Genomic DNA, 22115 nt, shown 5'->3' with positions numbered 1-22115 from the left:
GTTAGCTCACGCCAATGGCGTCCTCCGTATATTGCGTGTTAAAGCGCGATAGCCAAGCAATCACCCCTTTGCGCGAGGGTTGCAGGCCACCATTGCCGAGAGAAAACGGTTCATAATCTTCGTGCGGTGCCCAGCCAAACAGCAGATCACGAATTTGCTGGCGGTCTGCGGTGATATCTGGGCGTTGATTATTGCGAGCTGGCGTCACCAACAACACGCCGTAGCTGTTACCGATGCGGTGCCGCATCAAGCCAGTGCCCTCGATCAACGGTGCTGGTGACTCGGCCATCTCAATCACAAACAAGGTCTGTCTGCTCACGTTCCTGTCACCGAGTTCGGCCAGTTCAGTTAAGCCTTCCACATCGGCAAACTGGGTTTTAAGACGGGCGATAATCAGCGGTTCAAGGTTGATCATAAAAAGCCCTTACTCTTTTCCCGTGCCCAGATACTGCCCGCTGATTGCATCTCTGCGGTGTTGCTGCTCTCTGGTACATCAGCATCGGGTAGCCCCAAGGTCACCACACCATTACTGATTTGGCCGAGCATTTTCAGCGCGTCATCGTGGCGTTTGGTGACTTGGTCGCTGGCGTTCTCGTCATAGAGATAGTAACGGGCGATGTCACAGCTCAAACGCTGTAACACATCAGGCACCGTGGCTAACGGCAGCGGGTAGCGAGCTTGCAGATAACCGTCAATGGTTGCGGCAGCATCTGACAAGGCATTGGCAACCAATGCACTGTCGATACTGCCGGCACCACTGCGGTCAGTGAGGGCGATAAGTTCGTCCTCACCAAAACGCGCCACCATGCTTTGCTCAGTGGCGTAAGGCATTATGCAGTCGCTCCAGCATCAGCGGCGGTGTCGCCGTCAGCGGGTGCTTGCACGGGAACAGCGGCAATGGCTTCAGCCAATTTTGGTTTGGTCATGTTGGCGTAGCCTTCAATGCCCAAGTCTTTTGCCAAGGCTTTGAGTTCATCGGCTTTCATGTCTTTCAGCGCGGTCACCTTGCCATCAGCATCGGCCACACCTGCGATAAAGCCATCCACCACTTTTACGCCTGCACCCACGCCAGCAGTGTCCACGGCCCCTTGCGTAGCGGTCGTTTCAACAACCGTTCCTTTGACTGCAAGACGAGGGTCTTTTTCGATAGCAGCCAGCTGGGTGGCGCTAACTTTGTCGGCATCCAACTCATTTTCGCCTTTGTTAAAAGCGAGGCCAGCGCGGCGATAACCGTCATGGGCAACCGAAATAATCGTAATTTTGTTAGACATAACATGAGTTCTCCTAATGCTGGGCGCGTTGGTGTGAGCCGCTGCGCCCAGTTGAGCCAGTAAATAGGGGTTGGTTTACAGCCAGTCAGCAACCATCACTGTCAGCAAGCCACTCAGGGTATTGGTTTCGCCGCCGTTAATGATGGCTTTAACCGCTTCGCGGGCTTGCTCTTCATGCTCGCCGCGCACCAACAGAACGTTAGGTTTAACCCCTAACTTGCGCCCGCCATCAGCAGTAAAGCCACGCATGTTCTTGTAAGCATCCCAGATGTTGGCACCAGTGATGGCCTTACGGCTGGCGTACGCCATTTGCCACAAGCCATAACCGGCGTTAGCACGACAATCAACGCCATAGCGGTAGAGCTTGTTGGTGAACACTTCTTCGTCTTTCGCGTCCGTCATCTGCATAAACTGCATAGAGCGACGGTTTTGGTAGATAAACGGTTTAATCGCGCGGGTGGTATCCAGTAAGAACCACATCGGCGCAGTGCTACCGCCGTCATCGTCGTAGTTACTGACACTTACAGCGACACCAGTGCCATCCACATTCGGGTAAACAGGATGGTCAGCATCAAAAAAGTTCTGACCGTCGTAACACAATGACGTTGGCCCAGCATCGAGCAGAGGGAAGATCAACTCGTCAGGGAACACCGTTGAGGCTCGACCAAGCTCCTGCATCATCGGTTTGTAGATGCCGATGTTGTCATCTTCGATGTCATCGCGGTCAACGCCAACGGTGGCTTCAAATGGTTCATTGGTGATGGTGTAGCTATGGGCAGCCATATCTTTCACAACACGTGCGCCAACCCATTTACGGAACTGTGGGAATTGGCCTAAGAAGCCATAGGTGTTTGACTTGCTTGAGCTAGGGATCACAGTGGCAATTTGTTGGTACTGGCTAGCAGCCATACCTTGACCAGCTTGGAAGTCGGCACGGAAGCCCGTCATCAAAGCTGAAAGTGCGGATGGAGTAATAATCATTATTTGTTCTCCTTGGCTTTGGCAAAGTCAGCGTGACTAATGCCCAGTTGATCGGCCACCAATTTTTCATCAGCAGTCAGCGCCACTACGCCTAGCTTAGCGGGGTCATCGGTGGTGGTGGTTTGGGTCGCCGTCAGTGCAGCAATGGGTGAGCGCTCGTTGAGCATTTTGGTCAGCGCTGCAACGCCGCGTTCTTTACCAATGCTCTGCAAGTACTCACGATCTGCGGGGCCGTAAATCTTGGCCTTTTCCGCTTCCAGCAAGTCAGCAATCGCAGTGTCACCGCTTTGCTTACTCAGCGCCGCATAGGCGGTTTGCAGCTCGGTATGCACCGCAATCGGCACAAACTTGCTCGAATCAAACTTACCTTGCTGCGAGGTCAACGCGGCCACTTCTGAAGTCAGTGTTGTTACTGACGCCGCAAGCGCGTTGAGTTCCTCTTCTTTGGCTTTGAGCGCAGTGCATGCCGCCACGCCTTTATCAATCAGCCCTTCAACGGCAGCGGCATCATTGAGGTCAACGCCCTCAATACTGACACCCAAAGCCGCCAGCAGGCGCTGTGCTTGGTTCATGGTGTTCTCCTTAGTGGGAGTGGTTGAAAAGTCTTTAGTGAGTGCGGCAATGGCCTTTAAGCCATCAAGCGCGGGGTTGTTGGTGAGTGCGATGTGCAGCAGTTCCTGCACACGGCCGGTCGCTTTGTCGTAAGCAAACACGGCGCTAATAAAGCGGTACTCTTTGGCGGTGATGTAGGCGCGCGCCTTAGCTGTCCATTCAACCGAGCTGGCAAACAAACCAAAGCCTGGCTCGTAACCCAAGGCAGACGGTTTAAACCAGCCAGCAGCAGGTGCGGGTTGGCCGTTCTCTTCGGTGCGTAGGGTTTGGTGTTCGTAATCGGTAACGTAGTCGTTGGTGCGGGCGGCGGCATGCTGTTGCAAGCTTTGCCATGCACGTTCATCCATCAACCATTGGCCGCTGGGTACGTCAAATGGGCGACCATCCGTGGCTTTAAACAAGCCATCTGGCAGCAGTTGTACGCGGGTATCTAGTTCGCTGTTGTTGGTTGGCAACACCAAACTGCAGGCAACCGTGCCCACATGATCATGGTGTGCGGTAGCGCTAAGCGCGGCGATAGCTTTATGAGCAACACCGACTGCACCACCTAACACCAACACAGCTTTTGATTGACACATAAAAAAGGCACTCACATTAACGTTGAGTGCCTAGTGTCTAGTGTTCGAGCTAGCTAGCGGATCTGAAAGGTTTCGGGGTTAATATCAGTAGGTCACCGCTGCTTATGCCAGAAGATGGCAGCGAGAACGACGACAACTACAGCCACTATGATAAATCCATTGGTTCCAAACGCGTTGTCATTAGTTTGTGTGGCAGCATCTTGCGCAATTGATGAAGGCATGGATTGGGCCTGTGGTTCAAGACCTGAGCCGCCATCATCAAGCTTTGGTTTAAGCGGTTCCATACCTCCACCACCGGGAGCTAGTGTCACTATATGATTCGACAGAAGCTGATAATAACCGTCCGCCGTAATTGTTGAATGACTTTGCAAATCAAAACTCCATCTCAATACCTGCAACGCCACCAACCATAACCCAGTTTAAAACCCGTTTAAATCCTCTCTAATGCGTTTAAGTGGTTTTTGTGCGCCTCGTTGTATCAGTTTGATAGCTGCGTTGCTTACAGCGCGTTTGAGTGGCTCAAGCGTTTTTTAGCGGTAGGGGCTATTCACCGATGCCGGCTAACAAAAAATCCCCCACGATGGCGGCAATCTCATCTTCATCTGCGGAGCTAATGCCAAGGTACTCACGGGCGGGAATATCCCCCCATGGCACAGGGTGGTTATTGACGCGGCCAAACTCGCCTTGCTTGGCACCGTAGAACATCACCGCACCGTAGATCATTGGCGTCCCTAACTCCATCGCTTCACTGGTGGCTTGGTATACCAAGTTAAACAGATAGCCGTTGTGAATGAGCGGCGTGGTTTGGTTCTTGTTCTTACGTGCAATGGTGACATCACTGAGTGGCGCAAAGGCTTCGCCTGATGGTGTGATGCCTTGCTCCATACGGTCTTGGTTGCTGCCCAGCAGATACTCGCCGATGGCACTCATGGCCGGTTGCAAGTCATCACCGCGATCACTCAGCTGTTTAAACGCGCTTGCAACCTTGTCAAAGCCCGTTTGACTGATAGTTAAATTAACGCCAGCCATGCTTACTCCTCACTTGCAGCATTGAACAGCAAGCCGTAGCGCTGCTTGTTGATGTTGTTAAGCTGCGTGGCTGGGATAACTTGCAGCGATTCAATCACGCCCTTAACCACTTGCGCGAGCAGCAGCTGCCCGCCGCCGTTGTCTACCATGCGCAGCAAACGCCAGCGCAGTTCTACGCGGCCAGTGCCTTGATGGCGTTCAAAGCTAGCCCATACTTCATCGGGTTGATTGAATAGTGTTGGCAGCAGCGGCACGTACACAGACTGCGCCACGTCCAGTTGCTTAGCTAAGCTAGCAGCGTTGGCGTACACCGATAACGCGCCAGATTGAAACACGGTTTCAGCGCCGCCAAGGGTATTGATGATCTGCTGCTGCAGTGCAGCGGCATCGGTGACACGCTCAGCCAACGCAATCGCAGACGGGCGAACGGGCAAACGCTCTGGCAGTGCGGCGGTTTTCCATGAGCCAGGCGTGAGCTGCTGCCATGCGTCTTGCTTAATCGCATCCCATTGCTGCATGGCAGCATCAGATAGCTGTTGCCCCAATGCGGCCTCACCGGGCGAATAGTCAAAGCCCGGATCAATCCCTTTTGGCACATCGAGCAATTCACCCGTTTTGGGGTTGGTCCACTCGTAGGTGCTACCGTCAGGCGCTTGGCTGACTTTAAGGTTTAGCCGGCGCAGTTGCCCCTCCGTTAACCCGCGAACTGAGCAGGTGCAGCCCCAGCCGTTTTGTGGAAAGTGGGTTTGCCACCATACGTGATTGCGTGGCAGCACGAGGTTATGCCACAACAGGTGATCTTCACGCGGCACTTTGGGGTGGCCATGCTTGTACTGCCAGTATTCAAACTGCTGCAACTGCTGCCAGCGGCCTGTGTTATAGCTCTGGCGCATGTTGGTGTCGTAGATGATCTGCGCCCGCCAATCTGCATCGCCTTTGTGGTCCCAGCCATGTTTGGCGACAAGGTCTTTAAACTGCTTTTTAAACTCACCTAAACTCATGCCGTCACTAATGGCCGCGTCTACGGACTTACGCAGATCGGTGAGCAGGTCAGCCTGCTGCGCACCGGCAACCACAAAGGCGCGGCTGTGCATGGCGCCCCATAGGTCATCCCACGCGGCGGTGGGCAGGTTGAGCTTGCCACGAAAGAAGTCGATTGCTTGGCTAAACTGCACGCTACCATATTGGGCTTGTGGCATATTACTTTAACTCCGATGGTCTACGACGCTTGACCTTTTCCAGAGTTCTCCGTTGATGGTTAACTCTGCCAGCAAACCACACCCAATAGCGAAAGTTCCCCAATTCCCACGGCTTATCACGCACGCCAAAAAAGCTTATTCCATTAGCTACCCATAATTCCGTAGTTCCATCGGTCGCGGTATAACAAGTGAACTTTTCGCTCCATTCGTATTCATAAAACCCCTCAAACGTGAAGTCACCAGCGCGCAGTTTTCTAATTAGCACCTTGGCATTTTTGTATTGCTGTTTCAGATCTTTAAACATATCAGTTCCCCAGCTCGATATCGTAACGGCCTGCTAATGCGGCGGCGGTCATAGCTTGCTGCATAATGCTGGCAAGGTTGGCCGCACCTTGGTTGGCATAGCTTTGAATCAATGCCCGCTCAACGTCTTCCCAGCTGGTAGCCTTATTAACTAAATCCGCAATCGCCGCTACGTTGTCATCCACTTGCTGCCCTGCGGCTGTCGCTAAGGCTTCGGTGAGTGGATCGATATTCGCACTGGCGGGTGGATTTTGTTTTAACGCAACAATGCGTGTCAGTGCAGCAGCAGCTTGGTCAATGGGCGTCTGCTTTCGCTGTTGGCCACTGAGCATTTTGCTGATGAGTTCGTCAGGGATAGCTGGGAACCCTGCCTTAATCAGCGCACCTGCGGCATCTTTATCTAACGCACCGGCAGTGTATTGCTGGATGATTTCACTGAGCGAGGTGATCTGCGCACCGTTCAGCGCCGTTTGTTGCACAGAGTCTGTCGCAACTGCGGTAGGTTGTTCGCCGCCCACATTCGGTGTAGCGGCAGGCAGTTGCTGCGTACCGAGCACTAATTCGTCTGCTTTAGGCAGTGGGATTTTCAGTTTGTTGTTCACCCATTCGCTAGGGATCTTCACGCCTACATTCACCAGTGACGGAATGGCAGTAGAGAACTTGGCCAAGTCTTCAGGATCTTGGGTATCAAACTCCAACCGTGGCCGACGGCGTTGGCTGTTGTATGTCGAGCCGTTGAAGAACACCAACGGCCACACCAGATCACGGGTTAAGGTGCTGGCGATTTGGCGCAAGTCAGATGCCAACAACTCTTGGCGCACTTCATCATGCACGTTACCGAGCGCATTGGTGGACGACTTACCATCGGCTTGGCTAGTGAGCGTGCCACCCAAAATCACTTTAGAGGCAGTGCGTTCCATCAGGTTGGCCATTGACATGTACGGCCCTTCGCCGCCTTTAGCCGCTTCTTGAAAGTCGATCTCCATCCCTTTAGGGATAATGCCACCGGCATTGTGACCAATGCTCATCACCGCATTGAGCAAGGTGTTTTTCTCGGCGGTGCTGGCACCGCTCGGGTATTTGCCCAAGCGCAGCGGTAAGCCGTAGATCTCTAAGAACTCGGCTAAATCACGCACCCCATAGTTTTTGAACAGGAACGGCCACGCCAACACACGGATTAACCCAGCGCGTGCCACATATCCGCTCTTGGCTTTATGGGTGTGTTGCACCCAACCGAATGGCCACAATGCTTCTTTCTGCCCACCGTCTAGGCGCAGCATCACTTTGTTGCGGTCATCGTCATCTACATCAAAGCGGCGTGCGGGCAAGCTTTCAAACTTGCCGGGGTACCACAGTTTACCTTCGCTTTCCCAGTGGATTTGGCTGTTGGAGATTGCCCGCAAAATGCCATCGCCCATATCGAGGATCAGGTCTTCAAAATCGGGCAGGCTTTGAATGATATCGGTCACCATATCGGCATCGCGCTTCTCTGCTGCGCTGGCGTTAGCCGGTGGTTTAATCAGCCACTCTTTACCCAGCAGCGCATTCTTGCGCTTTTGCAGCTCGGCCATAATGTGGCCGTCTTTCTCTTCGATGTCGTCGGCCAAATCAAATTGGTCAGTGAGATAGCCTTGCTCGGCGTTGAGCATGATCTCAGCAATACGCGCTGGCGTGAGGCCAGACGACGGATGTCCTTCCCATTCACGGGCAATAAAACCGACCTGCGAACGGTCGGTTTGTACTTCTTTCAAGGCTGAGTTATTGCGACCCAGCCGCGCTTTAATATCTTGTGGGCTAATCATTACCAACAGCCTCCTTTGGTGTTGTAGCTAAAATCGTCGTCATCATCTGGGCGATTAAAGTCACGCTGCGCGTGACCATCCCAGCGGCTAGTGGTCGCGGGTAGTGGCGTGTACTCAATGGCACCACCTTCCATATAAGAAGCCCGTACCGCCATACATAACCCGACCGCAAAGTCGCCATGGCGTTTGCCCTTGCCAGACTGCACATCGTCTTTACGGCCTTTGTCGATAGCGGGAATACCATTGACCAGCTTGATGTGCTGAACGTCATCGAGCACAGTTTGGTGACGCGGCAGTTCAAGGTTAAAGGCTTCAAACTCACCTTTAAGTTTGGGCATCCATTCGTGGTACCAGCTTTGCGATAGGTTGACTTGGTCTACCATCTCGGTGCCGTACTCCAGTGCGGCAGCTTCGGCCAGATAACCGCCGTTACCGGTGGCATCAAAGGCCAAGCCCATCAAACGCGGCAAGCGGCTGCAGATGTAGAACATGATCTGCTTTTGTTGGTCGTAGGTGGTGTTGCGCAGCTCCACCACAAACGGCACACGCTTGCGCAGATCAGGCTTAATTTGCAGTGGAACAAATACCGATAAGTCACCACGGCGGGCAAAGTCTTCCCCAAAGGCATAGCGGCAGTTGTCCGATAGTTGCGTCAGTGCTGGCTTGAGGTTGGCCTCACACCAATCACGCACTTCGGCCTCACGCATCTCGGTCGTCCAACTCATAAAGTCTTCAGGTGCGTCAAAGCGGTAGATAGGAATTGAGTGGTCAGCCACCATGGCCGCTTCAATCAGCACACGGTTGATGTAGGTACCGCCTGACTTCTTCGGCACGCAGCCGTATTCCTCATCGGCGCTTTCTTTATTGGGCGCGTTTTTGTAGAGGTCATCACGCCATTTCTTTTCAGCTGCTGGTGACCATGTTTGCCCAGTCACATAGCAGATACGTTGGTACAGACCATCGGCAATCGCATCATCAAGCGTAATGCGGTGAATGCTGTAGTCTTTACGGCCTTCACGGGCATCATTAATCAGTTCATTAAACAGGTTATCTACGCCGTTATGGGTACTGATGAGCCGCACCTTGTTGCCCCACATGGTCAATGCCAGTGCGGCTTTCAGCAGTTCTTCTAGCGACTCGTGGAATGCCGCTTCATCGATAACCACATCCCCTTGCAGACCACGCAAGTTAGATGGTCGCGAACTCAACGCCTGAATTTTGCGGCCCGTATTGGGGAAGCGGATCATGTACGTCAGGATCTCTTCTTGCTTGTCAGAGTCCCAAAAGGTTTGCTCGTATACGTCAGCCTTGGCTAACTGGTTAAAGGCGCGAGCAAACAGCGCACAGGCGGCAATGTATTCCAATGCCATCTCTTTTTTGCTGCCCACGTAAAAGGTATTGCAGCCACCACGGCGGCGCGGCTTGGCAGCATTGATCACATTGCGGCCAGCCTCGGCCCAAGTTAACCCCGTACGGCGTGACTTTTCGGCGATCATGATTTGCGCTTGGTCTTCAAACCAGCGCTGTTGATAGGGTAAATAAACAGGGGCATTAGCTGGCTGTGCGTCGCTGATGTCTTGCGGCACGTCAACACCCGCCAGCGCCATCTCTTCAGCGAGGTCAATTTTGCGCGGGGCCGATACCGCCTTCATGCCAGCAACTTTGTCAGACATGTTTACCTCCAAGTTTCCAAGGCAGGTCATGCGCCAGATAAAGGGTTAGCCCAGCGAAAAATGTAGCGGGGATCAAAGCCGCACTAGCCAAAGCCACAATAGTGCAGACAACGAAACAAACGCCAAAGACGTGAACCGCAAACCAGCAGAATGTTTGCATTACGCTTTCCCCAATAGAATGCCGCGAATACGTTCTTCGAGCTGCTCGCTCATACCGTCTTCACCGCGCAGTTCTTCGGTCACCGCATTAGCCGCTTCTTCGGCAAACGCCGCGCGGATCTCTTTTTCGCGCTTATGGCTAGCCATAGCGGCAGACTCCAACCGTTGCACCGCCAGCATCGCATCTTTAATCATGCCTACATCAGCGGCTTGGCCGTCCTCTGACTCGTTTAACAGCGCTTTAAACAGCTGTGAACGGGCCATTTCTAAAATCAGTTTGGTGACTTCGCCGGTGGGTTTATCGCCGAGTTCTGCCGTCCACACTTGGGTGATCTCGCGCATCTCGCGTAGGCTTTTGCCCACTTGTTCCATCTTGGTTGCGTAGCGGTTTAAGCCGGCACGAGAGAGTTGGTTATCCTCTGGCAGACCAGCGGCTTTAATCAGCGCATTAACTTCATCCAGCAGCTCGGTTTGGGTGATAGAGCCATCACGTAACCCCGCATCTAAACGCTTACGGATTTTGTCGGGCAGCAAGTCAACCTTGGAGCGGCGACCACGAGTGTCATTCGCCATTTTGGCCTCCGTTGTCTGCTTTCATTGCGGCCGCAAGTTCGGTGTATGCCTGCCTTAAAGCTTTGCCTAATGCGCGTTCTGCCTGCGCTACCTGTGGCATATTCTTGAAGTACCTACGCCGAAACTCACCATCTTTGAAGGTTTTGCCCTCGGCCTCGATGCTTGGCTTTAACACGTCTTTCTCAAGCGTTGCCACGGCCATTGCTAACGCAAGGTTGCGCAATAAAGCCTTTTGTGAACTGTTAAGTGGTTTTACGGCCATGGCTTAACCTCCCGCCCGAGGGCGTTTGACACCGGGCACTATGGCAACACCGTTGGCCACGTCTTCACCTCGGCCGGTGATGGTCGCCACCCACACACGATTATTGATTTGCTCAATGGTGATTAGCCCTTGCTCTTCAAGCCATGAGAGGTGCGTGCGCAAGGCATCGCGGCCAATGTCCAGCCCGTACATATCCAGCGTGTCGCGGATAATCGACTCGTTAAGTTGAAAGCCAGGCACTTGCTCTAAGCTGATTAAAATCGACAGGCGCTGATGCTCTGCCATCACGTTTCTCATCTCTTGTCCCATCTAGTCATCCCCTCGGCGTTTTTCACGCAGTTCATTTTCAAGCAGCATGTCAGTCTTGTTCTCCAGCCTGTTGATACCGCGCTCCATTCCACCAAGGCGCTCACCTAAGCCAGTCAACATCTTGTCGAGCGCATGTAACTCTTCACGGGTTGGCATCGCATCCAAATGCTGTTCGACTTGATTGAGCCGTGTTTCGTGTGCGTCTACCATCTCCACCACCTTGCTGTGCTCAGCCATGGGAACGAACTTGCGACTTAGCCACGCCATACCCAAGGTGCCAAGCACCGAGCCAATGGTGGCGACGATGGGCCACACCTTAAATAGCACTTCAAGCACGGCGACCTCCTGTACGAATATGTTGGCGTGTTTCGGCCAACTGTTGGCAACTCACACAGCGCGGCGCATGAGGCATAACCGCTAAGCGTTCTGCCTCAATGTCATCGCCGCAATCCATGCAGTAACCGGTGGCTAAGCTGTCGGGGCGGCTGGCATCGAGCACGGCGGCAATGGCAGCGTCACGCTCTTGCTGCTCACGGTCACTGGCTCTATCAAATACATCCATCAGTCATCCTTTTGTTGTTCTTGTTTTTGCTGCTGCCACGTTCTGGCAGCAGCGTTGTCTACGTTACATTTGCCAAGATCGCCGTAGAGCGATATCACCAGTGCAGGTAGTTGTGGGTTGTGCATGCAGCTGGCTGGCATAGGCTGTTGGCGCAAGCACTCCGCTACCGCTGGCGGCAACGGGGTGATGTGGCACCACGGCAGCAGTGCCTCTGGCATCAGCACATAGTGGGTCTGTGGTACCGGCACATAGCGCACGATGGGCGGCTTGGTTGAGCAACTGCACAACATCATTAGGCACAGCGTCAGCGCGCCACGCTTGAGTGTGTTCATCATTGGCCTCAGCTAAGGTGGTGGTAAGTTGTTGCTGCAGTTCATTAAGCGATTGCTGCAATGCCAGCTTTTGTTGAGTGCTCGCTTTAAGCTGGGCGGCGAGCAGCTGCTGATCACGCACTAGGTTGGTGTTCTCTACGCTCAGCAGTTTGATGGCGGCTAAGTGTTGAATGGCGTCTGATTGCAGCACTTGCGTGGTGGCTTTCGCGGTAGCTAAGTTCTTTTGGCTTTGGCTGTATTGATGGGATGAATACAACCACAACAGCAGCAGAACGAGAGCTATGACACCGAGCAATGCCAATGCAATGAGTAGGGCGTAACGTTTAGCGGCTTCCATGGGCTAACTCCGATAAGCAAAGTTCACGTTCGCCAGCGCGGCGAGCTGCCAGCCCCGGCCATTGAATACCTCGGGCGTACACCCAGCGCGGTAATTGATTGCAGGCTTCTAAGCGTTGGCCTGCTAACAGCAATCGGCGCAGGGTCGAGCTAGCAAAGTTGCCTTGACCAACGTTGTAGATAAATGAGAGGTAGGCGGCGTGCTCGCCGTTAGTTAGCGGCACTGGCGCGGTCAGCCGCAGCAGCGCATCGTCAGCAGCTTTGATGTCTTTGGCGAACAGCTGATCACACTCGGCTTGGGAGTACGTTTTACCTTCCACAATATCCGCGCCGGTATGCCCACGGCACACAGTCAGCTTTTGCGCTACGTCGTAATACGCGGTGGCGCTGTAGCCTTCGTAATCTGCGACATACACACCACCAGTGATGGCGCCAGCACCTAGGCCAATTCCCGCTAGCCAGTTGCGTAGCTGTTTCATGGGCGCATTACTCATGGCGTGGCTCCAGTCTGGCATCCACTTCGGCACGAATAAGGTCCATTGCGCTGACTGAATGCCAGCCTCTGGTAAAGTAACCTTGGCGGGTGGTGTTGTGAGAATAAAGCGGCACATCGCTAGGTACATTGCCTGCGCGTTCGGCGGCAATGCGGCGCTCACGGCCATAAAGAAAACATTGTCGATAGACGGGGTTGCTAGTGCGGTGTTCGTGCGAACCAGCAATAGGGGCACTATTTACCGCACTCTTCGCGCGGTTAGGTGCAAACTGCTGTTTGGGATAACCGAAAGCCATAAAAAAACCGAGACAATGAAATTTGCATCATTGTCTCGGCTTATGCTTTATGGCTGGATATGAAAGGTTTCGGGGTTATTGCATGGTAGTAACGGCTTGATTACCTAACGGTGATTCTGTGTAGGTGTAATTAGTCACTACACCACCTTCAATCAATACATCTAGTTTTTTTTGAATACCATTAGTATCTACTGTGGTGCTAAAAACATAGCTTTTAGCCTTGGCTGTAACGTCAGTAAATAGGTAATGCCAACTTTCACTACTGGCACTAACAATATTTTTAGAAAATGGATTTCCCATTAACGTTTCTAATTCTTTATCCGTTGTTTTGCCTTTAACAATTTGAGCTATTTTACTGCTATCGAAATCTCGGCCAGTAGAATAATGAGATGTGGCACAGCCACTGATAAATATTCCTGCTATTACCGCCAACACCATTATCAATTTACGCATGATTATCTCCTTATTATGCATGTCCCCGCTGCCGAAGGAATATACACGCTGTTATGTGTTAGTCAAAACAACTTGCGTTGTTTGCGAGCAATGAACGCTGAGCGTTGTTCTGCCACGATTTCACTGATCCGCCGTTCAGTTAAGCCATGTTCTCTTGCTAACTGCTCTAGGTTGTTCCCTTTAAACTCTCGCCAGATACGAATATCACGCAATGCTGTTTTTAAGCGGGCACCGTTGGGCATGTAAAGATCGCGCCCACCAAGATACGAACTTAGTGCAATCGCCATGGCTTCACTGAGGTGCTTAGAGTTCTCCACCTTTTCCGCATCAAGCGTAACGCGCAATACTTCACACAAGCTCTGCAACGTGGCAGGCCACCGCACGGTAAAGTCCTCACGTTCATCAGGGCGCAGTTGCCGCTGAGTTTCTAACAACTGCTCTAACTCCGCAGTATGCGTTGGCAGTAGATCGAGTTGGTCATCACTCATGGCTATTCATCCTTACCTGACGTTGTACCCTTGTTCTGGAATCTGGCGACAAACTCAAAGTGCTGGCGGTTGAGTTCAGCAGCAGATACTGGACGTTCAAAGCTTTTAACCTCAATAGCGGGTTTAGTGTGCTGCGGCCCCACTGGCTGAGCCGGTTGCATGCTGCCCTCCGTTAAGCCCTCTAATACTTTTTTGAGGTAGTTGTGGTTAGTCACTGGCCGAAAGGTGCCACCAATGCGGCTTTCACGCAGCTTCTTCACCGTTTCCTCTAAGGCCGCGCGCAACCAGTCACGGTTGTTGCTCACTGCCAATGTTTCGTTAATCAGTTTCAGCGCACGGTTCCAACTGAGGTCGGATTTTTCTGGTCTAAATAAACCGATGTATGCCACCAATATGCGGGCAAGCCCACCATCCATTGGCGCTAGTATGGCGAGCATTTCGCGCGCGGCATCGTCTTGCACCAAGGTATCTAAATGGATGTTGCTGTGGCACACAGGGCAACGGCACAACTTCATTGCGCATCCTCCATATAGAAATCTTCATACAGCTGCACAATCGCGTCGTAGTGGTACAAGCGGCCAGTGTCTGGATTGGTAGTGCTAATGCCACCACGCTGCGCTATGCGCTCCACCAATACGCGGCGGTGCCAGTTTTTCAGAGACTCCAATACGCGATCGGCTTGCTGCTCAGTAACCCAACGCACACTGGCGATATTGTTAGTCGTCATGCGGCGCACATAGGCATCAAGTGCGCTTTCGCTACCGTCATTCACCACGCCGTGGTTAGCCATGCTGATCCACACCGCCACAATCTTGTCGATCACAGGGTTCTTTGTCTGGCCACTAGGCTTGCTAAAACGGCGTTTACTGCCATTGTTATTGGCCTTTGAAACGGGTTTAAACCCCTTGGATTGAAGCAAGTGGTTCACTTGCTCCAGTTCGCCAAGGGTCATCTGCCGCAATGAGTCTTTATGCACGGCATCTTTGAGCATGGCGCGATAGGTTGGCTCATCCAGCTGCAGCGTGTTTTTGCCCACGTTGATTAACTTAATCAGCTGCTTTTTGCGGGCTTCGACCTTTGGTGTCATTCCTCTTCATCCTCGTCTGCTTTGCTGACAATCAACACACTGTGCTTGGCTTCTGGCGTTTGATGATCGCGCCAACCAGCGCAATGTTCATCTAACCAGCGCTCAGCATTGGCGCGGCGTTCTGCTGGATTTTTGCTTTTGAGTGGCAAGCGCTTGCTGAGATAACTCAGCAACGTCGCGGCATGGTTGGTCATGATTAATCCTTTTGGCTGCTCATCAGTACCAAGCCACCACGCTTGGCAGACCAACTGGCCCGAAAGCCAGTGGTTTCGCGTTATCAACTTGCGGCTCGTTCAGTCTCGGAGGGCTCACTAAGGCATAGCGCCTTAATCAGCTCCAACCCCTGTAGCTTTTTAAACTGGCGACACAGCACCGAGGCTTTAGGGAAGTAAGCTTCAATCCACTCGATACGACTGTGCAGATCGGGCCATTCCTTTTTGGCGCGGCGTTTACCGTAGATTTTTTCGATATTAGCCACTTGTTCTTGCTTGTAGCGCGCCATAGTGCGGTGATACCAAACCTCAGCCAGAATCTTTGGCGCATCCTCTGGCAGCTTATCGATGCGTTCAAACCAAGCGCCTTTGATAAGGCCATCGATATACACCGCAAGCACGGTGGTGGTTTCACTCTTGCTTACGCGATAAATAGACAGCTCATGCCCTTGATAGCGAAAGCCCACGTCGACCAAGCCAGCAGCTAACTCAGCTTCAATCTGTTTCCACTTTTCTTTGCTAATCGTCATCACGCAGCCCTCTTGTTGTCACGGTTGGCCGCTTCTATGCGGCGCCCCATGCGTTGGCAAAACTCTAGGCGGCTTTGCGCCCAGTCTTCATTGGCGTAATGGCCAGCAAAGCGGATGGCATGCGTCCAGTAACTTGCCGCCTCGCCATAACGGCCTTGGTGTTCCAAAGCCACCGCAGTCTCAGCGGCTTCTTTATAAAGCGTGTTTAAACGATGTTTAACCATGGTGTTCTCCCTGTTTATAGCTTGGCGATATCGAGTGAAATCTGTTTGTAAGCACCATCTTGCTGGCGCTCATAAACCCGTAGGTATGGCGTGGTGCCGGTGACTTTGATGGAATCGCCAATGGCGTCCATGGCTTGCCGCCAGTCAGGATCGGTGATGTTTAGTTGGCGCAGGCTCAGCACTTGGTTTACATCGATATTGCCTTGCTTATCCACGCGAAATGCCGAGTTAACTAAGGCTTTGATGTGGTCGTTTGAACCTACCGACCAGCGCTTGATGCAGTCATCAATCTTGGCTTTGGCGGCTTGAATCCGTTCATCAAAAATGCGGTGTTCGCCAATTGAGCGCTGCACTTTGTATTTGCCGTCGAACGACAGCAAGGTGACGTTGCCTTTAGCGCCGCCGTATTTCACATCGTGCTCAGCGGCTGACACGTCCACAAAGTCGGCCACTTGTGCCATGGAGTTAGCTTTGAAGATGCTCATCTTGGCTTGCAGCTCCTGCGCTAACATCACAATCGACATCACCACTTCGTCGCGCAATTTGTCGATCTCTTTGATTTGGCTTTCGGGCACCATGTGTCCCATAGCGTTTTGGCGGAAGCCCGCAGGGATTTGGTTAGTGGACGTTTCCATGTTTAGCCTCTTTTTTAAGTTGTTTCATATAATCGATGATGGCGTTGTTAACGTTCATCGGAATGGCGTTTGCAACGTGAAGCGCTGCTTTATTCAGAAATACTGAGTCGCCGTTTTTGTAGTCACAGCTGACTTCAATCTTGCCGTTTTCAAGCTGGCGCAGCGTTATGCGGATTGATGCTTCGCTCATGTATTGCTCCTAGTCTCTAACGTCCCAACGGATGGTGAAGCCGTTGAAGCGGATGGCGTAAAACTGCTGGCGTTTGCCAAACAGGCTTTCAGTGATTTGTACCGCTTTGCGGCGAAAGTCGCGGCTTGGGCGTTCGATGGTGATCACCTTGTCGCCAATGCCTTTACCGAGTTTCAGCACTTTCATCCCGCGCAAATTAAGCGCAGCGACAATGCCGTATTTCTGTTGCTGTAGGGTCATTACGCATCTCCTTCCAAATCGCGGAACGCGGCTTTAATCAGTGATTCATCAATGGCTTTACCGGCACCGTTGGCCATGATGGAAGCCAAGCGCAGCACTTGATTGAGTAAACGCAGCGCACCGGGCTTTTCGGCAATCATTTGCAGCAGTTTGATGGCAGCTTGATTGCTGATCCCCCATGCGTTGGCGATAGCATTCACGTCATTCTGTTTGGCTTTATGGATGCCGACTTTCTTGCTGACGCGGCTGAACAAGCGGGCAAAATCTTCGTTGCGACGACCACCCGTTAATTGGCTGTAAACACGGTTATTACCGACTAACACCATGCCAATGCCTGTTTGTTCTTGCAGAATGCGCAGGGCTTCGAGTGATGGGTAATCGAGGTGATCCGCTTCATCCACAATCAGCAGGCCACCGGTGCCAATGAGGCGGCGTTTAATGGCGCGAGACAGTGAACCTTTGCGCTTTGGCGCATCATCCATGCCGAGTTCTAAGGCAATTTCATACAGGCATTCACCAATGCCGCTGACGGCAGGGGATACGGTGATCATCCAGCAGTTGTTGTTATTGCTAATGTATTGGCGGCAAGTCGTGGTTTTACCCACACCACTAGCACCAAATACGACGCTAATAAGCTCCGCAGCATGGGCATAACTGAGCGCGTTAATGATTTGTTTGGCAGTGTGGGTTTCAACAAAGCTAGGGGCAACAACTTGGCTTTTACGGGCATTACGCATCTGCAGCCATTTGCTTAGCTGCTCTGTAACGTATGCGACGCGGCCGGTATACTTGCCATTCAGGTACTCACTTATCACTGCATCTGATTTACCAATCTCTTTGGCAAGTTGGGTTTGGTTGATAGTGCCATCTTCAAGCAGTGGTTTGAGCTGGTCGATCACCTGTTGTTGATTCAATGGTTGTTCTATTTCAACGACGTTGTTCATAGGTTTCCTTCCTTAAAGTTCGCGGGCTTTCTTGGCTGCCATGAGCTGTGCAACTCCGGCATCAAACAGGGTGTCAGTGTCTATTTGTTCCTCGATATCTGCGGCCACAGCCACTTTGCGCACAGTGTTACCGTGGCGCAGGTGTACCAGTTCACTGGCGGCTGGGGCGGGTGTTGTTGGAGTGTCGGGTGTGGTTTGACGCATGAGTTCTGCGGCCTCAATGGCGTCCATTTGCTGATTAGCTTTTGCTGCCAACTTGTTGGCTTTAACAAACTGCGTGCGATGGCGTTTGTGTTCACGTGCTGCATCGGTATCGCCAAAGGCGGTTTTCTCAATACATGCGGCCTCGGCAATCAGTAAGCCGTTGAGCGTGTAACACACCACGGACGATTGCAGGTTGTCGGGATCAAAGCGCACCACCACTTTTTTGCCGATGTGTTGAAATAAGGCGTCATGGTGATAACGGTTTTTACGACCAGCAATACAGCCGCCAGCATCTAACGTAACGGTGGCATGGCGACCAACACGCACGGCTTCTGCGCTCAACATCAGCATGCGAACTTGTTCCGCATTAGGTTTGCGCACGACGGCGTTGGCGTAGCTGTTGTTAAAGGCGTCTTCGAAGCTCAATACACCACGGCAAACCTCGGTTTGACGGTTAGGCCGTTGGTTGTATTGCCGTATGCCATCAGCCAATACCTGCATGAATAGTTCAACAGGTATCGCTTTACTGCCGTAGTTATCTGGTTTGGCGGTGGGGTTAGACCCAGTGTATGCCCCTGCAAGTGCGGTGTTACGATCAACAAATTCATCTAAACCACCTACGCCAAAGGCACGTTCAATCGGTTTTGCTTGGCCGTGGCCTTTGCCAAAGTAAACAGATGACCAGTGCAGCTTAATGCCCATCATTGGGATCAAACCCAGTGGGTCGTCTTTGTTCACTTTGAAGCGATAGCGATTAGGTACGCCACCTGTCAGCCATTTGTTGGCTGCGGCGCGGGTGTTATCGATAGTGATCTCACGAGGGATGCCGTACTCGCGTACCACATCCATTAGGCTCAGGCGAATAGTGTCAGTGTTTTCACTGATACCTGTGCGCCAGCCTAAGATCTTACGGGTACGAATATCCTGCCAGAACCATGTTTTAGGGCGCACGATGTCGCCGTTGTACCAACGTACAAACACGTTATGCAGGTAGCCATCGCCGTTGATCCATTCCATAGCAACAATGTCTTCAACGGTACGTTCTTGCGGTGGGTACAGCTGCATTAAGGCATGTTCACCTTGGCGCAATAGCACTTGTTGCTCGTGCGGCACTTCGGCTTTTAAACGGCGCTCTAGGCTTTTGACCGATGGCACTGCCCAGCCTTTTTGTTTGGCAGCATCTTTAAGGCGGTAATAACAGCCTTTAAATGAGGGTTGTTCTAGCCGTAAATAGTCGGCTTTAAAGCACGCCCACGCTTCTTCATCAACATCAGCACGGCGTTCATCGGCGGAGTTGATGGCGCCAATTTGGTGTTTGGTGAGCAACTGCGGCAACCAGTCTGCGGTGTCATACCCAACCACTTTCAACACGTCGCGGATGAGCGTTGGCTTGGACACATCAAACTCACGGCAGATATGCGCATAGGCATCCATCTTGCCGCAGCCGGTAGCCACTAAGGCATGAAAGGCGCGCACATATTCCACTTTGCGTTTGGCTTTTTCTTGTGCCTTGCTGCCTGCACGTTCCCACACTGCCCATAGTGCATCACGGTCATAACGTGGTTGTGCTGGCTTAGGTAAGTTCAGCAGTTTGCCGTCAAACTCAAGCTTGCCTTGGCGAGCGAGTAAGGCGGCACGGGTGGCAGCAGGGAGGATGCTCAAATGATATTCAAATGCTTTAGTGCCCTGTTTTTTACGCTGTAGGCTTGGATGACTCTCGGCATATCGCTCTAATGCTTTGCGACAACCACGATCAGAATCCGGCATTGCTGGTAATCCGGTACAATCCTTTACCGTTACCCATATTTCGTTATTCATCGCTGCCCCCAAAAAGTTCGAGTTCTGGAGTCAGTGACTTATTAACGTTCTCGCGGTGCCAAGCTATCCCGCCCATTAACCGTGTTAACGCGCCAAGGGTTTCATCGGCTTCTGATTGACCATCGTAGAACTTGATCAACAAGCCCATCGCGTCACTAAAGCTGCTATGAAGCGCGTTAATATCGCTGACATCTGCACGTTTACCGGCTGGAATATCAATCACCAGTTGCCCGCCAGAGGTAGCGAGGTAGCGAGTCATTAAGGTGATGCCACATGCATACTCAAATGGGCGGATAAGTACCGATGGCATCCGACCATTCTCAAGCCACTTGTACAGCGTCCATTTGTTAGGTAATCCCATCAGGTCGGCCACACGGTCAACCGATAAGTTTTTCCGCTCACGGGCATGCTCTAAGCACAACTCCATGGCATGGCGCAGGCTGTTGGCAGTGACCTTTTTCCAGTTTCTTTTTGCCATTGGATCAGCTCCTGATCTCTTGTTTCCAAATAAATCCAGATTGTGGATCTAGGCTTTTAGCGGTCGGCTTCATACACTGAGCAACATCAACAACTGACACAGAACGCGTCATGAGCAAGCCACTGCAAGTCCCTAATGAACTCATACAAATGGATGCTGAAACGTTGCATAGTGATGTAACCAACTTCATCTTCGTTTCCACTCATGCTTTGCATGCTGAGCTGCAACAAATACGCAATCTCTTGCCAGACGTATTAGTGCCCGAAGTGCGACCAGACACCTCAACATCCAGCGTACTGGCGCTAGCCGAATGTGTTGGTAGCGTGTTGCCTTTTGCTGCAACACCCACTGACGATGAGCTGCAATATGCGCTCTCGCTTCTTCCACAGAAGCAAATCGCACTCTTTCACGCTCGCCTTCGTAAGCTGGAGCATCAATGGATTGGGCTGGTTGAAGATCATCACTGCCAACTGTTTGCGGTGCCACCGGTGTGGCATATGCGCTGGAGCATGCTGGTTGCTGGTCAGCTTTACCCTGCATACATTGGTGGGGTGTTCTTTTAGGTGAGTGCATTACGCCACCTCACGCTGAGGTACATCGCTATTAGTAGATGTGCTAAACTCGTCCTCGTAACGACTCGGCCAAATTTCCGCTGCAGTAACGCCAATGGCCTCAGCAATAATTTGCTCGCCTTTAGGCCATTTTCGATCAAGTGCGTTTTGCAGAGTGTTAGAAGCCAGACCATGGGCTTTTGATAACTTGGTGAGTGAACCACAGGCTTTACGGACTTCCGCTAGGATGTCTTGTCTGTGCCAGTCGTTAGATGTGCGTGAGGTTTTCTTGCGCATTTTTTTGGCTCCAGTTATTAGCTGTTTCTCTTATGAGAGATTTTTAATCGTCAAATTAAAATTATCCCATATATGAAAGAGAATCAAGCATATTGTGTAGATCCTTTTCTGCACATATGAGAGTCATCACGCTTGTGCAAATATTTCCTTTATAAATCAAATAAATGAAATTTTCAGAATGGTGATTAAATGGGAAAGGAACAAAGTTCCGTTTCGGAAGGGACTATAGGATCTCGCATATTGGAAGTTTGCGAGCTTGTTGGTGGCAAACGAAAGCTTGCAAATATGGTTGAAATTTCAGAATCTCAACTATATCGGTACATCACAAATGCAAGTCAGCCAACAATTGAACCTGTTGTGGAAATGGCAAAGGCTGGGGGAGTGAGTCTTCAATGGTTAGCGACTGGGGAAGGCCCAAAGCATCATGAATCATCCATAGCTAGCGAACGCCAGATGTATGAACTTAGTGAACCAAAAACTTATAGCTATAACACGATGCCTACTGAGGCGGCGTTATACCGAGAGTTTCAAGACGAATATGCGTTGATCCCCGTGTACCAAGTGGCCGTGTCGGCAGGTAATGGGAGTTTTGTTGGCGATGAGTACCCACAGAAGCATTTAGCGTTTCGTCGCAGATGGTTGAAATGGCGCGGCTTTGATGAACACGACTTGGCAGTGGTAATGGCTAACGGTGACAGCATGGAACCAACCATCCCCAATAAAAGCACGCTGGTTGTTCACACTGGCCATAAGCAACCTAAAGATGGCAACATCTACGTGATCCGCAACGGCGATCAAGTGTGGGTTAAGCGTATTCAGGTCAAGCCTGGCTCATGGCTTTTACTCAGTGAGAACAAGCTATATCCTCCAATTGAGATCCCTATGACAGAGCAGGGGCAGTTTGAAATCATTGGACAGGTGGTGCATATTTCTCGTGACGTTGGTGAATAGCTTTTAAAGACCTTTTAAAGCCAAGTTGTAGGATTTATGAATT

Annotated in this window: 35 protein-coding genes and 1 other RNA gene; 2 read left to right on the top strand and 34 right to left on the bottom strand. The window is 51.8% G+C overall.

Going from position 1 to position 22115, the window contains the following annotated elements; all coding sequences use genetic code 11:
- Position 1 precedes the first annotated feature (1 nt).
- From JYB87_RS12770 to JYB87_RS12610, 33 genes are all read right to left on the bottom strand, one after another.
- The gene (locus JYB87_RS12770; RefSeq protein WP_207353862.1) at positions 2 to 415 is read right to left on the bottom strand and encodes a phage tail terminator protein; all 414 of its coding nucleotides are present in this window, start codon (positions 413 to 415) and stop codon (positions 2 to 4) included.
- Positions 412 to 831 carry a gp436 family protein gene (locus JYB87_RS12765; RefSeq protein ID WP_207353861.1) on the bottom strand — a complete coding sequence of 140 codons (420 nt, stop codon included), beginning with the start codon at positions 829 to 831 and terminating at the stop codon, positions 412 to 414. Before JYB87_RS12765 ends, JYB87_RS12770 begins: the two co-directional genes overlap by 4 nt.
- Positions 831 to 1271 (bottom strand): HI1506-related protein, encoded by a 441-nt coding sequence (locus JYB87_RS12760; RefSeq protein WP_207353860.1) that lies wholly within the window; start codon positions 1269 to 1271, stop codon positions 831 to 833. The genes JYB87_RS12765 and JYB87_RS12760 overlap by 1 nt, the downstream gene beginning before the upstream one ends.
- A 75-nt stretch (positions 1272 to 1346) precedes the next feature.
- Positions 1347 to 2252: a Mu-like prophage major head subunit gpT family protein gene (locus JYB87_RS12755; protein WP_324032223.1), complete on the bottom strand. Its 906-nt coding sequence runs from the start codon at positions 2250 to 2252 to the stop codon at positions 1347 to 1349.
- Positions 2252 to 3442 (bottom strand): phage protease, encoded by a 1191-nt coding sequence (locus JYB87_RS12750; protein ID WP_207353859.1) that lies wholly within the window; start codon positions 3440 to 3442, stop codon positions 2252 to 2254. The genes JYB87_RS12755 and JYB87_RS12750 overlap by 1 nt, the downstream gene beginning before the upstream one ends.
- Positions 3443 to 3534: 92 nt before the next feature.
- Positions 3535 to 3846, bottom strand: a complete 312-nt coding sequence (locus JYB87_RS12745; protein ID WP_207353858.1) for a hypothetical protein — start codon at positions 3844 to 3846, stop codon at positions 3535 to 3537.
- Between the two features lie 139 nt (positions 3847 to 3985).
- A complete protein-coding gene (locus tag JYB87_RS12740) occupies positions 3986 to 4471 on the bottom strand; it encodes a phage virion morphogenesis protein (protein WP_207353857.1) in 486 nt (161 codons plus the stop codon).
- A gap of 2 nt (positions 4472 to 4473) precedes the next feature.
- Positions 4474 to 5670 carry a phage minor head protein gene (locus JYB87_RS12735; RefSeq protein WP_207353856.1) on the bottom strand — a complete coding sequence of 399 codons (1197 nt, stop codon included), beginning with the start codon at positions 5668 to 5670 and terminating at the stop codon, positions 4474 to 4476.
- Between the two features lies 1 nt (position 5671).
- The gene (locus JYB87_RS12730) at positions 5672 to 5974 is read right to left on the bottom strand and encodes a hypothetical protein (protein WP_207353855.1); all 303 of its coding nucleotides are present in this window, start codon (positions 5972 to 5974) and stop codon (positions 5672 to 5674) included.
- 1 nt (position 5975) lies between these two features.
- Positions 5976 to 7775 carry a DUF935 domain-containing protein gene (locus JYB87_RS12725; protein WP_207353854.1) on the bottom strand — a complete coding sequence of 600 codons (1800 nt, stop codon included), beginning with the start codon at positions 7773 to 7775 and terminating at the stop codon, positions 5976 to 5978.
- Positions 7775 to 9448 (bottom strand): terminase large subunit domain-containing protein, encoded by a 1674-nt coding sequence (locus JYB87_RS12720; protein WP_207353853.1) that lies wholly within the window; start codon positions 9446 to 9448, stop codon positions 7775 to 7777. Before JYB87_RS12720 ends, JYB87_RS12725 begins: the two co-directional genes overlap by 1 nt.
- Before the next feature lie 159 nt (positions 9449 to 9607).
- Entirely contained in the window at positions 9608 to 10180 is a 573-nt protein-coding gene (locus JYB87_RS12715; RefSeq protein ID WP_207353852.1) for a DUF3486 family protein, read from the bottom strand.
- The gene (locus JYB87_RS12710) at positions 10170 to 10442 is read right to left on the bottom strand and encodes a hypothetical protein (protein WP_207353851.1); all 273 of its coding nucleotides are present in this window, start codon (positions 10440 to 10442) and stop codon (positions 10170 to 10172) included. The genes JYB87_RS12715 and JYB87_RS12710 overlap by 11 nt, the downstream gene beginning before the upstream one ends.
- Positions 10443 to 10445: 3 nt before the next feature.
- Positions 10446 to 10751, bottom strand: a complete 306-nt coding sequence (locus tag JYB87_RS12705; RefSeq protein ID WP_228729863.1) for a VpaChn25_0724 family phage protein — start codon at positions 10749 to 10751, stop codon at positions 10446 to 10448.
- A complete protein-coding gene (locus JYB87_RS12700) occupies positions 10752 to 11087 on the bottom strand; it encodes a DUF2730 family protein (protein WP_207353850.1) in 336 nt (111 codons plus the stop codon). It abuts the gene before it with no gap.
- Entirely contained in the window at positions 11080 to 11313 is a 234-nt protein-coding gene (locus JYB87_RS12695) for a TraR/DksA C4-type zinc finger protein (RefSeq protein ID WP_228729862.1), read from the bottom strand. The genes JYB87_RS12700 and JYB87_RS12695 overlap by 8 nt, the downstream gene beginning before the upstream one ends.
- A 63-nt stretch (positions 11314 to 11376) precedes the next feature.
- Positions 11377 to 11982 (bottom strand): hypothetical protein, encoded by a 606-nt coding sequence (locus tag JYB87_RS12690; protein ID WP_207353849.1) that lies wholly within the window; start codon positions 11980 to 11982, stop codon positions 11377 to 11379.
- Positions 11969 to 12475, bottom strand: a complete 507-nt coding sequence (locus JYB87_RS12685; RefSeq protein WP_228729861.1) for a lysozyme — start codon at positions 12473 to 12475, stop codon at positions 11969 to 11971. Before JYB87_RS12685 ends, JYB87_RS12690 begins: the two co-directional genes overlap by 14 nt.
- Positions 12468 to 12770: a hypothetical protein gene (locus JYB87_RS12680; RefSeq protein WP_207353848.1), complete on the bottom strand. Its 303-nt coding sequence runs from the start codon at positions 12768 to 12770 to the stop codon at positions 12468 to 12470. The genes JYB87_RS12685 and JYB87_RS12680 overlap by 8 nt, the downstream gene beginning before the upstream one ends.
- Positions 12771 to 12845: 75 nt before the next feature.
- The gene (locus tag JYB87_RS12675) at positions 12846 to 13223 is read right to left on the bottom strand and encodes a hypothetical protein (protein ID WP_207353847.1); all 378 of its coding nucleotides are present in this window, start codon (positions 13221 to 13223) and stop codon (positions 12846 to 12848) included.
- 62 nt (positions 13224 to 13285) lie between these two features.
- Positions 13286 to 13711: a Mor transcription activator family protein gene (locus JYB87_RS12670; protein WP_207353846.1), complete on the bottom strand. Its 426-nt coding sequence runs from the start codon at positions 13709 to 13711 to the stop codon at positions 13286 to 13288.
- 2 nt (positions 13712 to 13713) lie between these two features.
- Complete coding sequence (locus JYB87_RS12665; protein WP_207353845.1) at positions 13714 to 14226, bottom strand: hypothetical protein; 513 nt, start codon at positions 14224 to 14226, stop codon at positions 13714 to 13716.
- Entirely contained in the window at positions 14223 to 14798 is a 576-nt protein-coding gene (locus JYB87_RS12660; RefSeq protein ID WP_207353844.1) for a gp16 family protein, read from the bottom strand. Before JYB87_RS12660 ends, JYB87_RS12665 begins: the two co-directional genes overlap by 4 nt.
- On the bottom strand, positions 14795 to 14992 hold the full coding sequence (locus JYB87_RS12655) for a hypothetical protein (RefSeq protein WP_207353843.1): 198 nt from the start codon (positions 14990 to 14992) through the stop codon (positions 14795 to 14797). Before JYB87_RS12655 ends, JYB87_RS12660 begins: the two co-directional genes overlap by 4 nt.
- Positions 14993 to 15001: 9 nt before the next feature.
- An RNA gene (locus JYB87_RS12650) (hammerhead ribozyme type II) lies at positions 15002 to 15073 on the bottom strand.
- Positions 15074 to 15075: 2 nt separating this feature from the next.
- The gene (locus JYB87_RS12645) at positions 15076 to 15540 is read right to left on the bottom strand and encodes a hypothetical protein (protein ID WP_207353842.1); all 465 of its coding nucleotides are present in this window, start codon (positions 15538 to 15540) and stop codon (positions 15076 to 15078) included.
- On the bottom strand, positions 15540 to 15764 hold the full coding sequence (locus tag JYB87_RS12640) for an ANR family transcriptional regulator (RefSeq protein WP_207353841.1): 225 nt from the start codon (positions 15762 to 15764) through the stop codon (positions 15540 to 15542). Before JYB87_RS12640 ends, JYB87_RS12645 begins: the two co-directional genes overlap by 1 nt.
- Before the next feature lie 14 nt (positions 15765 to 15778).
- Positions 15779 to 16399 (bottom strand): DUF3164 family protein, encoded by a 621-nt coding sequence (locus tag JYB87_RS12635; protein WP_207353840.1) that lies wholly within the window; start codon positions 16397 to 16399, stop codon positions 15779 to 15781.
- On the bottom strand, positions 16383 to 16589 hold the full coding sequence (locus tag JYB87_RS12630; RefSeq protein WP_207353839.1) for a hypothetical protein: 207 nt from the start codon (positions 16587 to 16589) through the stop codon (positions 16383 to 16385). The genes JYB87_RS12635 and JYB87_RS12630 overlap by 17 nt, the downstream gene beginning before the upstream one ends.
- A 9-nt stretch (positions 16590 to 16598) precedes the next feature.
- Positions 16599 to 16829, bottom strand: coding sequence for a hypothetical protein (locus tag JYB87_RS12625; RefSeq protein WP_207353838.1), 231 nt, complete (start codon positions 16827 to 16829; stop codon positions 16599 to 16601).
- Positions 16829 to 17773, bottom strand: coding sequence for an AAA family ATPase (locus JYB87_RS12620; RefSeq protein ID WP_207353837.1), 945 nt, complete (start codon positions 17771 to 17773; stop codon positions 16829 to 16831). The genes JYB87_RS12625 and JYB87_RS12620 overlap by 1 nt, the downstream gene beginning before the upstream one ends.
- Before the next feature lie 12 nt (positions 17774 to 17785).
- Positions 17786 to 19795 (bottom strand): transposase domain-containing protein, encoded by a 2010-nt coding sequence (locus JYB87_RS12615; RefSeq protein WP_207353836.1) that lies wholly within the window; start codon positions 19793 to 19795, stop codon positions 17786 to 17788.
- Positions 19788 to 20273: a hypothetical protein gene (locus JYB87_RS12610; protein ID WP_207353835.1), complete on the bottom strand. Its 486-nt coding sequence runs from the start codon at positions 20271 to 20273 to the stop codon at positions 19788 to 19790. The genes JYB87_RS12615 and JYB87_RS12610 overlap by 8 nt, the downstream gene beginning before the upstream one ends.
- 110 nt (positions 20274 to 20383) lie before the next feature.
- Between JYB87_RS12610 and JYB87_RS12605 the strand changes: the two genes are divergently transcribed.
- On the top strand, positions 20384 to 20836 hold the full coding sequence (locus tag JYB87_RS12605; protein WP_207353834.1) for a hypothetical protein: 453 nt from the start codon (positions 20384 to 20386) through the stop codon (positions 20834 to 20836).
- A 9-nt stretch (positions 20837 to 20845) separates the two neighbouring features.
- On the opposite strand, the gene JYB87_RS12600 is transcribed toward JYB87_RS12605, so the two are convergent.
- On the bottom strand, positions 20846 to 21121 hold the full coding sequence (locus JYB87_RS12600) for a helix-turn-helix domain-containing protein (RefSeq protein WP_207353833.1): 276 nt from the start codon (positions 21119 to 21121) through the stop codon (positions 20846 to 20848).
- A gap of 189 nt (positions 21122 to 21310) precedes the next feature.
- Here JYB87_RS12600 and JYB87_RS12595 point away from each other — a divergent pair, with 189 nt between their 5' ends.
- A complete protein-coding gene (locus tag JYB87_RS12595; RefSeq protein WP_207353832.1) occupies positions 21311 to 22072 on the top strand; it encodes an XRE family transcriptional regulator in 762 nt (253 codons plus the stop codon).
- Positions 22073 to 22115 lie beyond the last annotated feature (43 nt).

Origin of the sequence: Shewanella avicenniae (assembly GCF_017354945.1) — a bacterium.
Lineage (GTDB): Bacteria > Pseudomonadota > Gammaproteobacteria > Enterobacterales > Shewanellaceae > Shewanella > Shewanella avicenniae.
Note: the sequence above shows the minus strand (reverse complement) of the source record. Positions and strands in the feature narration are given on the sequence as shown.

What these genes read in the sequence shown, in the direction of transcription:
- JYB87_RS12770 (WP_207353862.1), bottom strand. Translation starts at nt 415, where the DNA reads ATGATCAACCTTGAACCGCTGATTATCGCCCGTCTTAAAACCCAGTTT.
- JYB87_RS12765 (WP_207353861.1), bottom strand. Translation starts at nt 831, where the DNA reads ATGCCTTACGCCACTGAGCAAAGCATGGTGGCGCGTTTTGGTGAGGAC.
- JYB87_RS12760 (WP_207353860.1), bottom strand. Translation starts at nt 1,271, where the DNA reads ATGTCTAACAAAATTACGATTATTTCGGTTGCCCATGACGGTTATCGC.
- JYB87_RS12755 (WP_324032223.1), bottom strand. Translation starts at nt 2,252, where the DNA reads ATGATTATTACTCCATCCGCACTTTCAGCTTTGATGACGGGCTTCCGT.
- JYB87_RS12750 (WP_207353859.1), bottom strand. Translation starts at nt 3,442, where the DNA reads ATGTGTCAATCAAAAGCTGTGTTGGTGTTAGGTGGTGCAGTCGGTGTT.
- JYB87_RS12740 (WP_207353857.1), bottom strand. Translation starts at nt 4,471, where the DNA reads ATGGCTGGCGTTAATTTAACTATCAGTCAAACGGGCTTTGACAAGGTT.
- JYB87_RS12735 (WP_207353856.1), bottom strand. Translation starts at nt 5,670, where the DNA reads ATGCCACAAGCCCAATATGGTAGCGTGCAGTTTAGCCAAGCAATCGAC.
- JYB87_RS12730 (WP_207353855.1), bottom strand. Translation starts at nt 5,974, where the DNA reads ATGTTTAAAGATCTGAAACAGCAATACAAAAATGCCAAGGTGCTAATT.
- JYB87_RS12725 (WP_207353854.1), bottom strand. Translation starts at nt 7,775, where the DNA reads ATGATTAGCCCACAAGATATTAAAGCGCGGCTGGGTCGCAATAACTCA.
- JYB87_RS12720 (WP_207353853.1), bottom strand. Translation starts at nt 9,448, where the DNA reads ATGTCTGACAAAGTTGCTGGCATGAAGGCGGTATCGGCCCCGCGCAAA.
- JYB87_RS12715 (WP_207353852.1), bottom strand. Translation starts at nt 10,180, where the DNA reads ATGGCGAATGACACTCGTGGTCGCCGCTCCAAGGTTGACTTGCTGCCC.
- JYB87_RS12710 (WP_207353851.1), bottom strand. Translation starts at nt 10,442, where the DNA reads ATGGCCGTAAAACCACTTAACAGTTCACAAAAGGCTTTATTGCGCAAC.
- JYB87_RS12705 (WP_228729863.1), bottom strand. Translation starts at nt 10,751, where the DNA reads ATGGGACAAGAGATGAGAAACGTGATGGCAGAGCATCAGCGCCTGTCG.
- JYB87_RS12695 (WP_228729862.1), bottom strand. Translation starts at nt 11,313, where the DNA reads ATGGATGTATTTGATAGAGCCAGTGACCGTGAGCAGCAAGAGCGTGAC.
- JYB87_RS12690 (WP_207353849.1), bottom strand. Translation starts at nt 11,982, where the DNA reads ATGGAAGCCGCTAAACGTTACGCCCTACTCATTGCATTGGCATTGCTC.
- JYB87_RS12685 (WP_228729861.1), bottom strand. Translation starts at nt 12,475, where the DNA reads ATGAGTAATGCGCCCATGAAACAGCTACGCAACTGGCTAGCGGGAATT.
- JYB87_RS12680 (WP_207353848.1), bottom strand. Translation starts at nt 12,770, where the DNA reads ATGGCTTTCGGTTATCCCAAACAGCAGTTTGCACCTAACCGCGCGAAG.
- JYB87_RS12675 (WP_207353847.1), bottom strand. Translation starts at nt 13,223, where the DNA reads ATGCGTAAATTGATAATGGTGTTGGCGGTAATAGCAGGAATATTTATC.
- JYB87_RS12670 (WP_207353846.1), bottom strand. Translation starts at nt 13,711, where the DNA reads ATGAGTGATGACCAACTCGATCTACTGCCAACGCATACTGCGGAGTTA.
- JYB87_RS12665 (WP_207353845.1), bottom strand. Translation starts at nt 14,226, where the DNA reads ATGAAGTTGTGCCGTTGCCCTGTGTGCCACAGCAACATCCATTTAGAT.
- JYB87_RS12660 (WP_207353844.1), bottom strand. Translation starts at nt 14,798, where the DNA reads ATGACACCAAAGGTCGAAGCCCGCAAAAAGCAGCTGATTAAGTTAATC.
- JYB87_RS12655 (WP_207353843.1), bottom strand. Translation starts at nt 14,992, where the DNA reads ATGACCAACCATGCCGCGACGTTGCTGAGTTATCTCAGCAAGCGCTTG.
- JYB87_RS12645 (WP_207353842.1), bottom strand. Translation starts at nt 15,540, where the DNA reads ATGACGATTAGCAAAGAAAAGTGGAAACAGATTGAAGCTGAGTTAGCT.
- JYB87_RS12640 (WP_207353841.1), bottom strand. Translation starts at nt 15,764, where the DNA reads ATGGTTAAACATCGTTTAAACACGCTTTATAAAGAAGCCGCTGAGACT.
- JYB87_RS12635 (WP_207353840.1), bottom strand. Translation starts at nt 16,399, where the DNA reads ATGGAAACGTCCACTAACCAAATCCCTGCGGGCTTCCGCCAAAACGCT.
- JYB87_RS12630 (WP_207353839.1), bottom strand. Translation starts at nt 16,589, where the DNA reads ATGAGCGAAGCATCAATCCGCATAACGCTGCGCCAGCTTGAAAACGGC.
- JYB87_RS12625 (WP_207353838.1), bottom strand. Translation starts at nt 16,829, where the DNA reads ATGACCCTACAGCAACAGAAATACGGCATTGTCGCTGCGCTTAATTTG.
- JYB87_RS12620 (WP_207353837.1), bottom strand. Translation starts at nt 17,773, where the DNA reads ATGAACAACGTCGTTGAAATAGAACAACCATTGAATCAACAACAGGTG.
- JYB87_RS12615 (WP_207353836.1), bottom strand. Translation starts at nt 19,795, where the DNA reads ATGAATAACGAAATATGGGTAACGGTAAAGGATTGTACCGGATTACCA.
- JYB87_RS12610 (WP_207353835.1), bottom strand. Translation starts at nt 20,273, where the DNA reads ATGGCAAAAAGAAACTGGAAAAAGGTCACTGCCAACAGCCTGCGCCAT.
- JYB87_RS12605 (WP_207353834.1), top strand. Translation starts at nt 20,384, where the DNA reads ATGAGCAAGCCACTGCAAGTCCCTAATGAACTCATACAAATGGATGCT.
- JYB87_RS12600 (WP_207353833.1), bottom strand. Translation starts at nt 21,121, where the DNA reads ATGCGCAAGAAAACCTCACGCACATCTAACGACTGGCACAGACAAGAC.
- JYB87_RS12595 (WP_207353832.1), top strand. Translation starts at nt 21,311, where the DNA reads ATGGGAAAGGAACAAAGTTCCGTTTCGGAAGGGACTATAGGATCTCGC.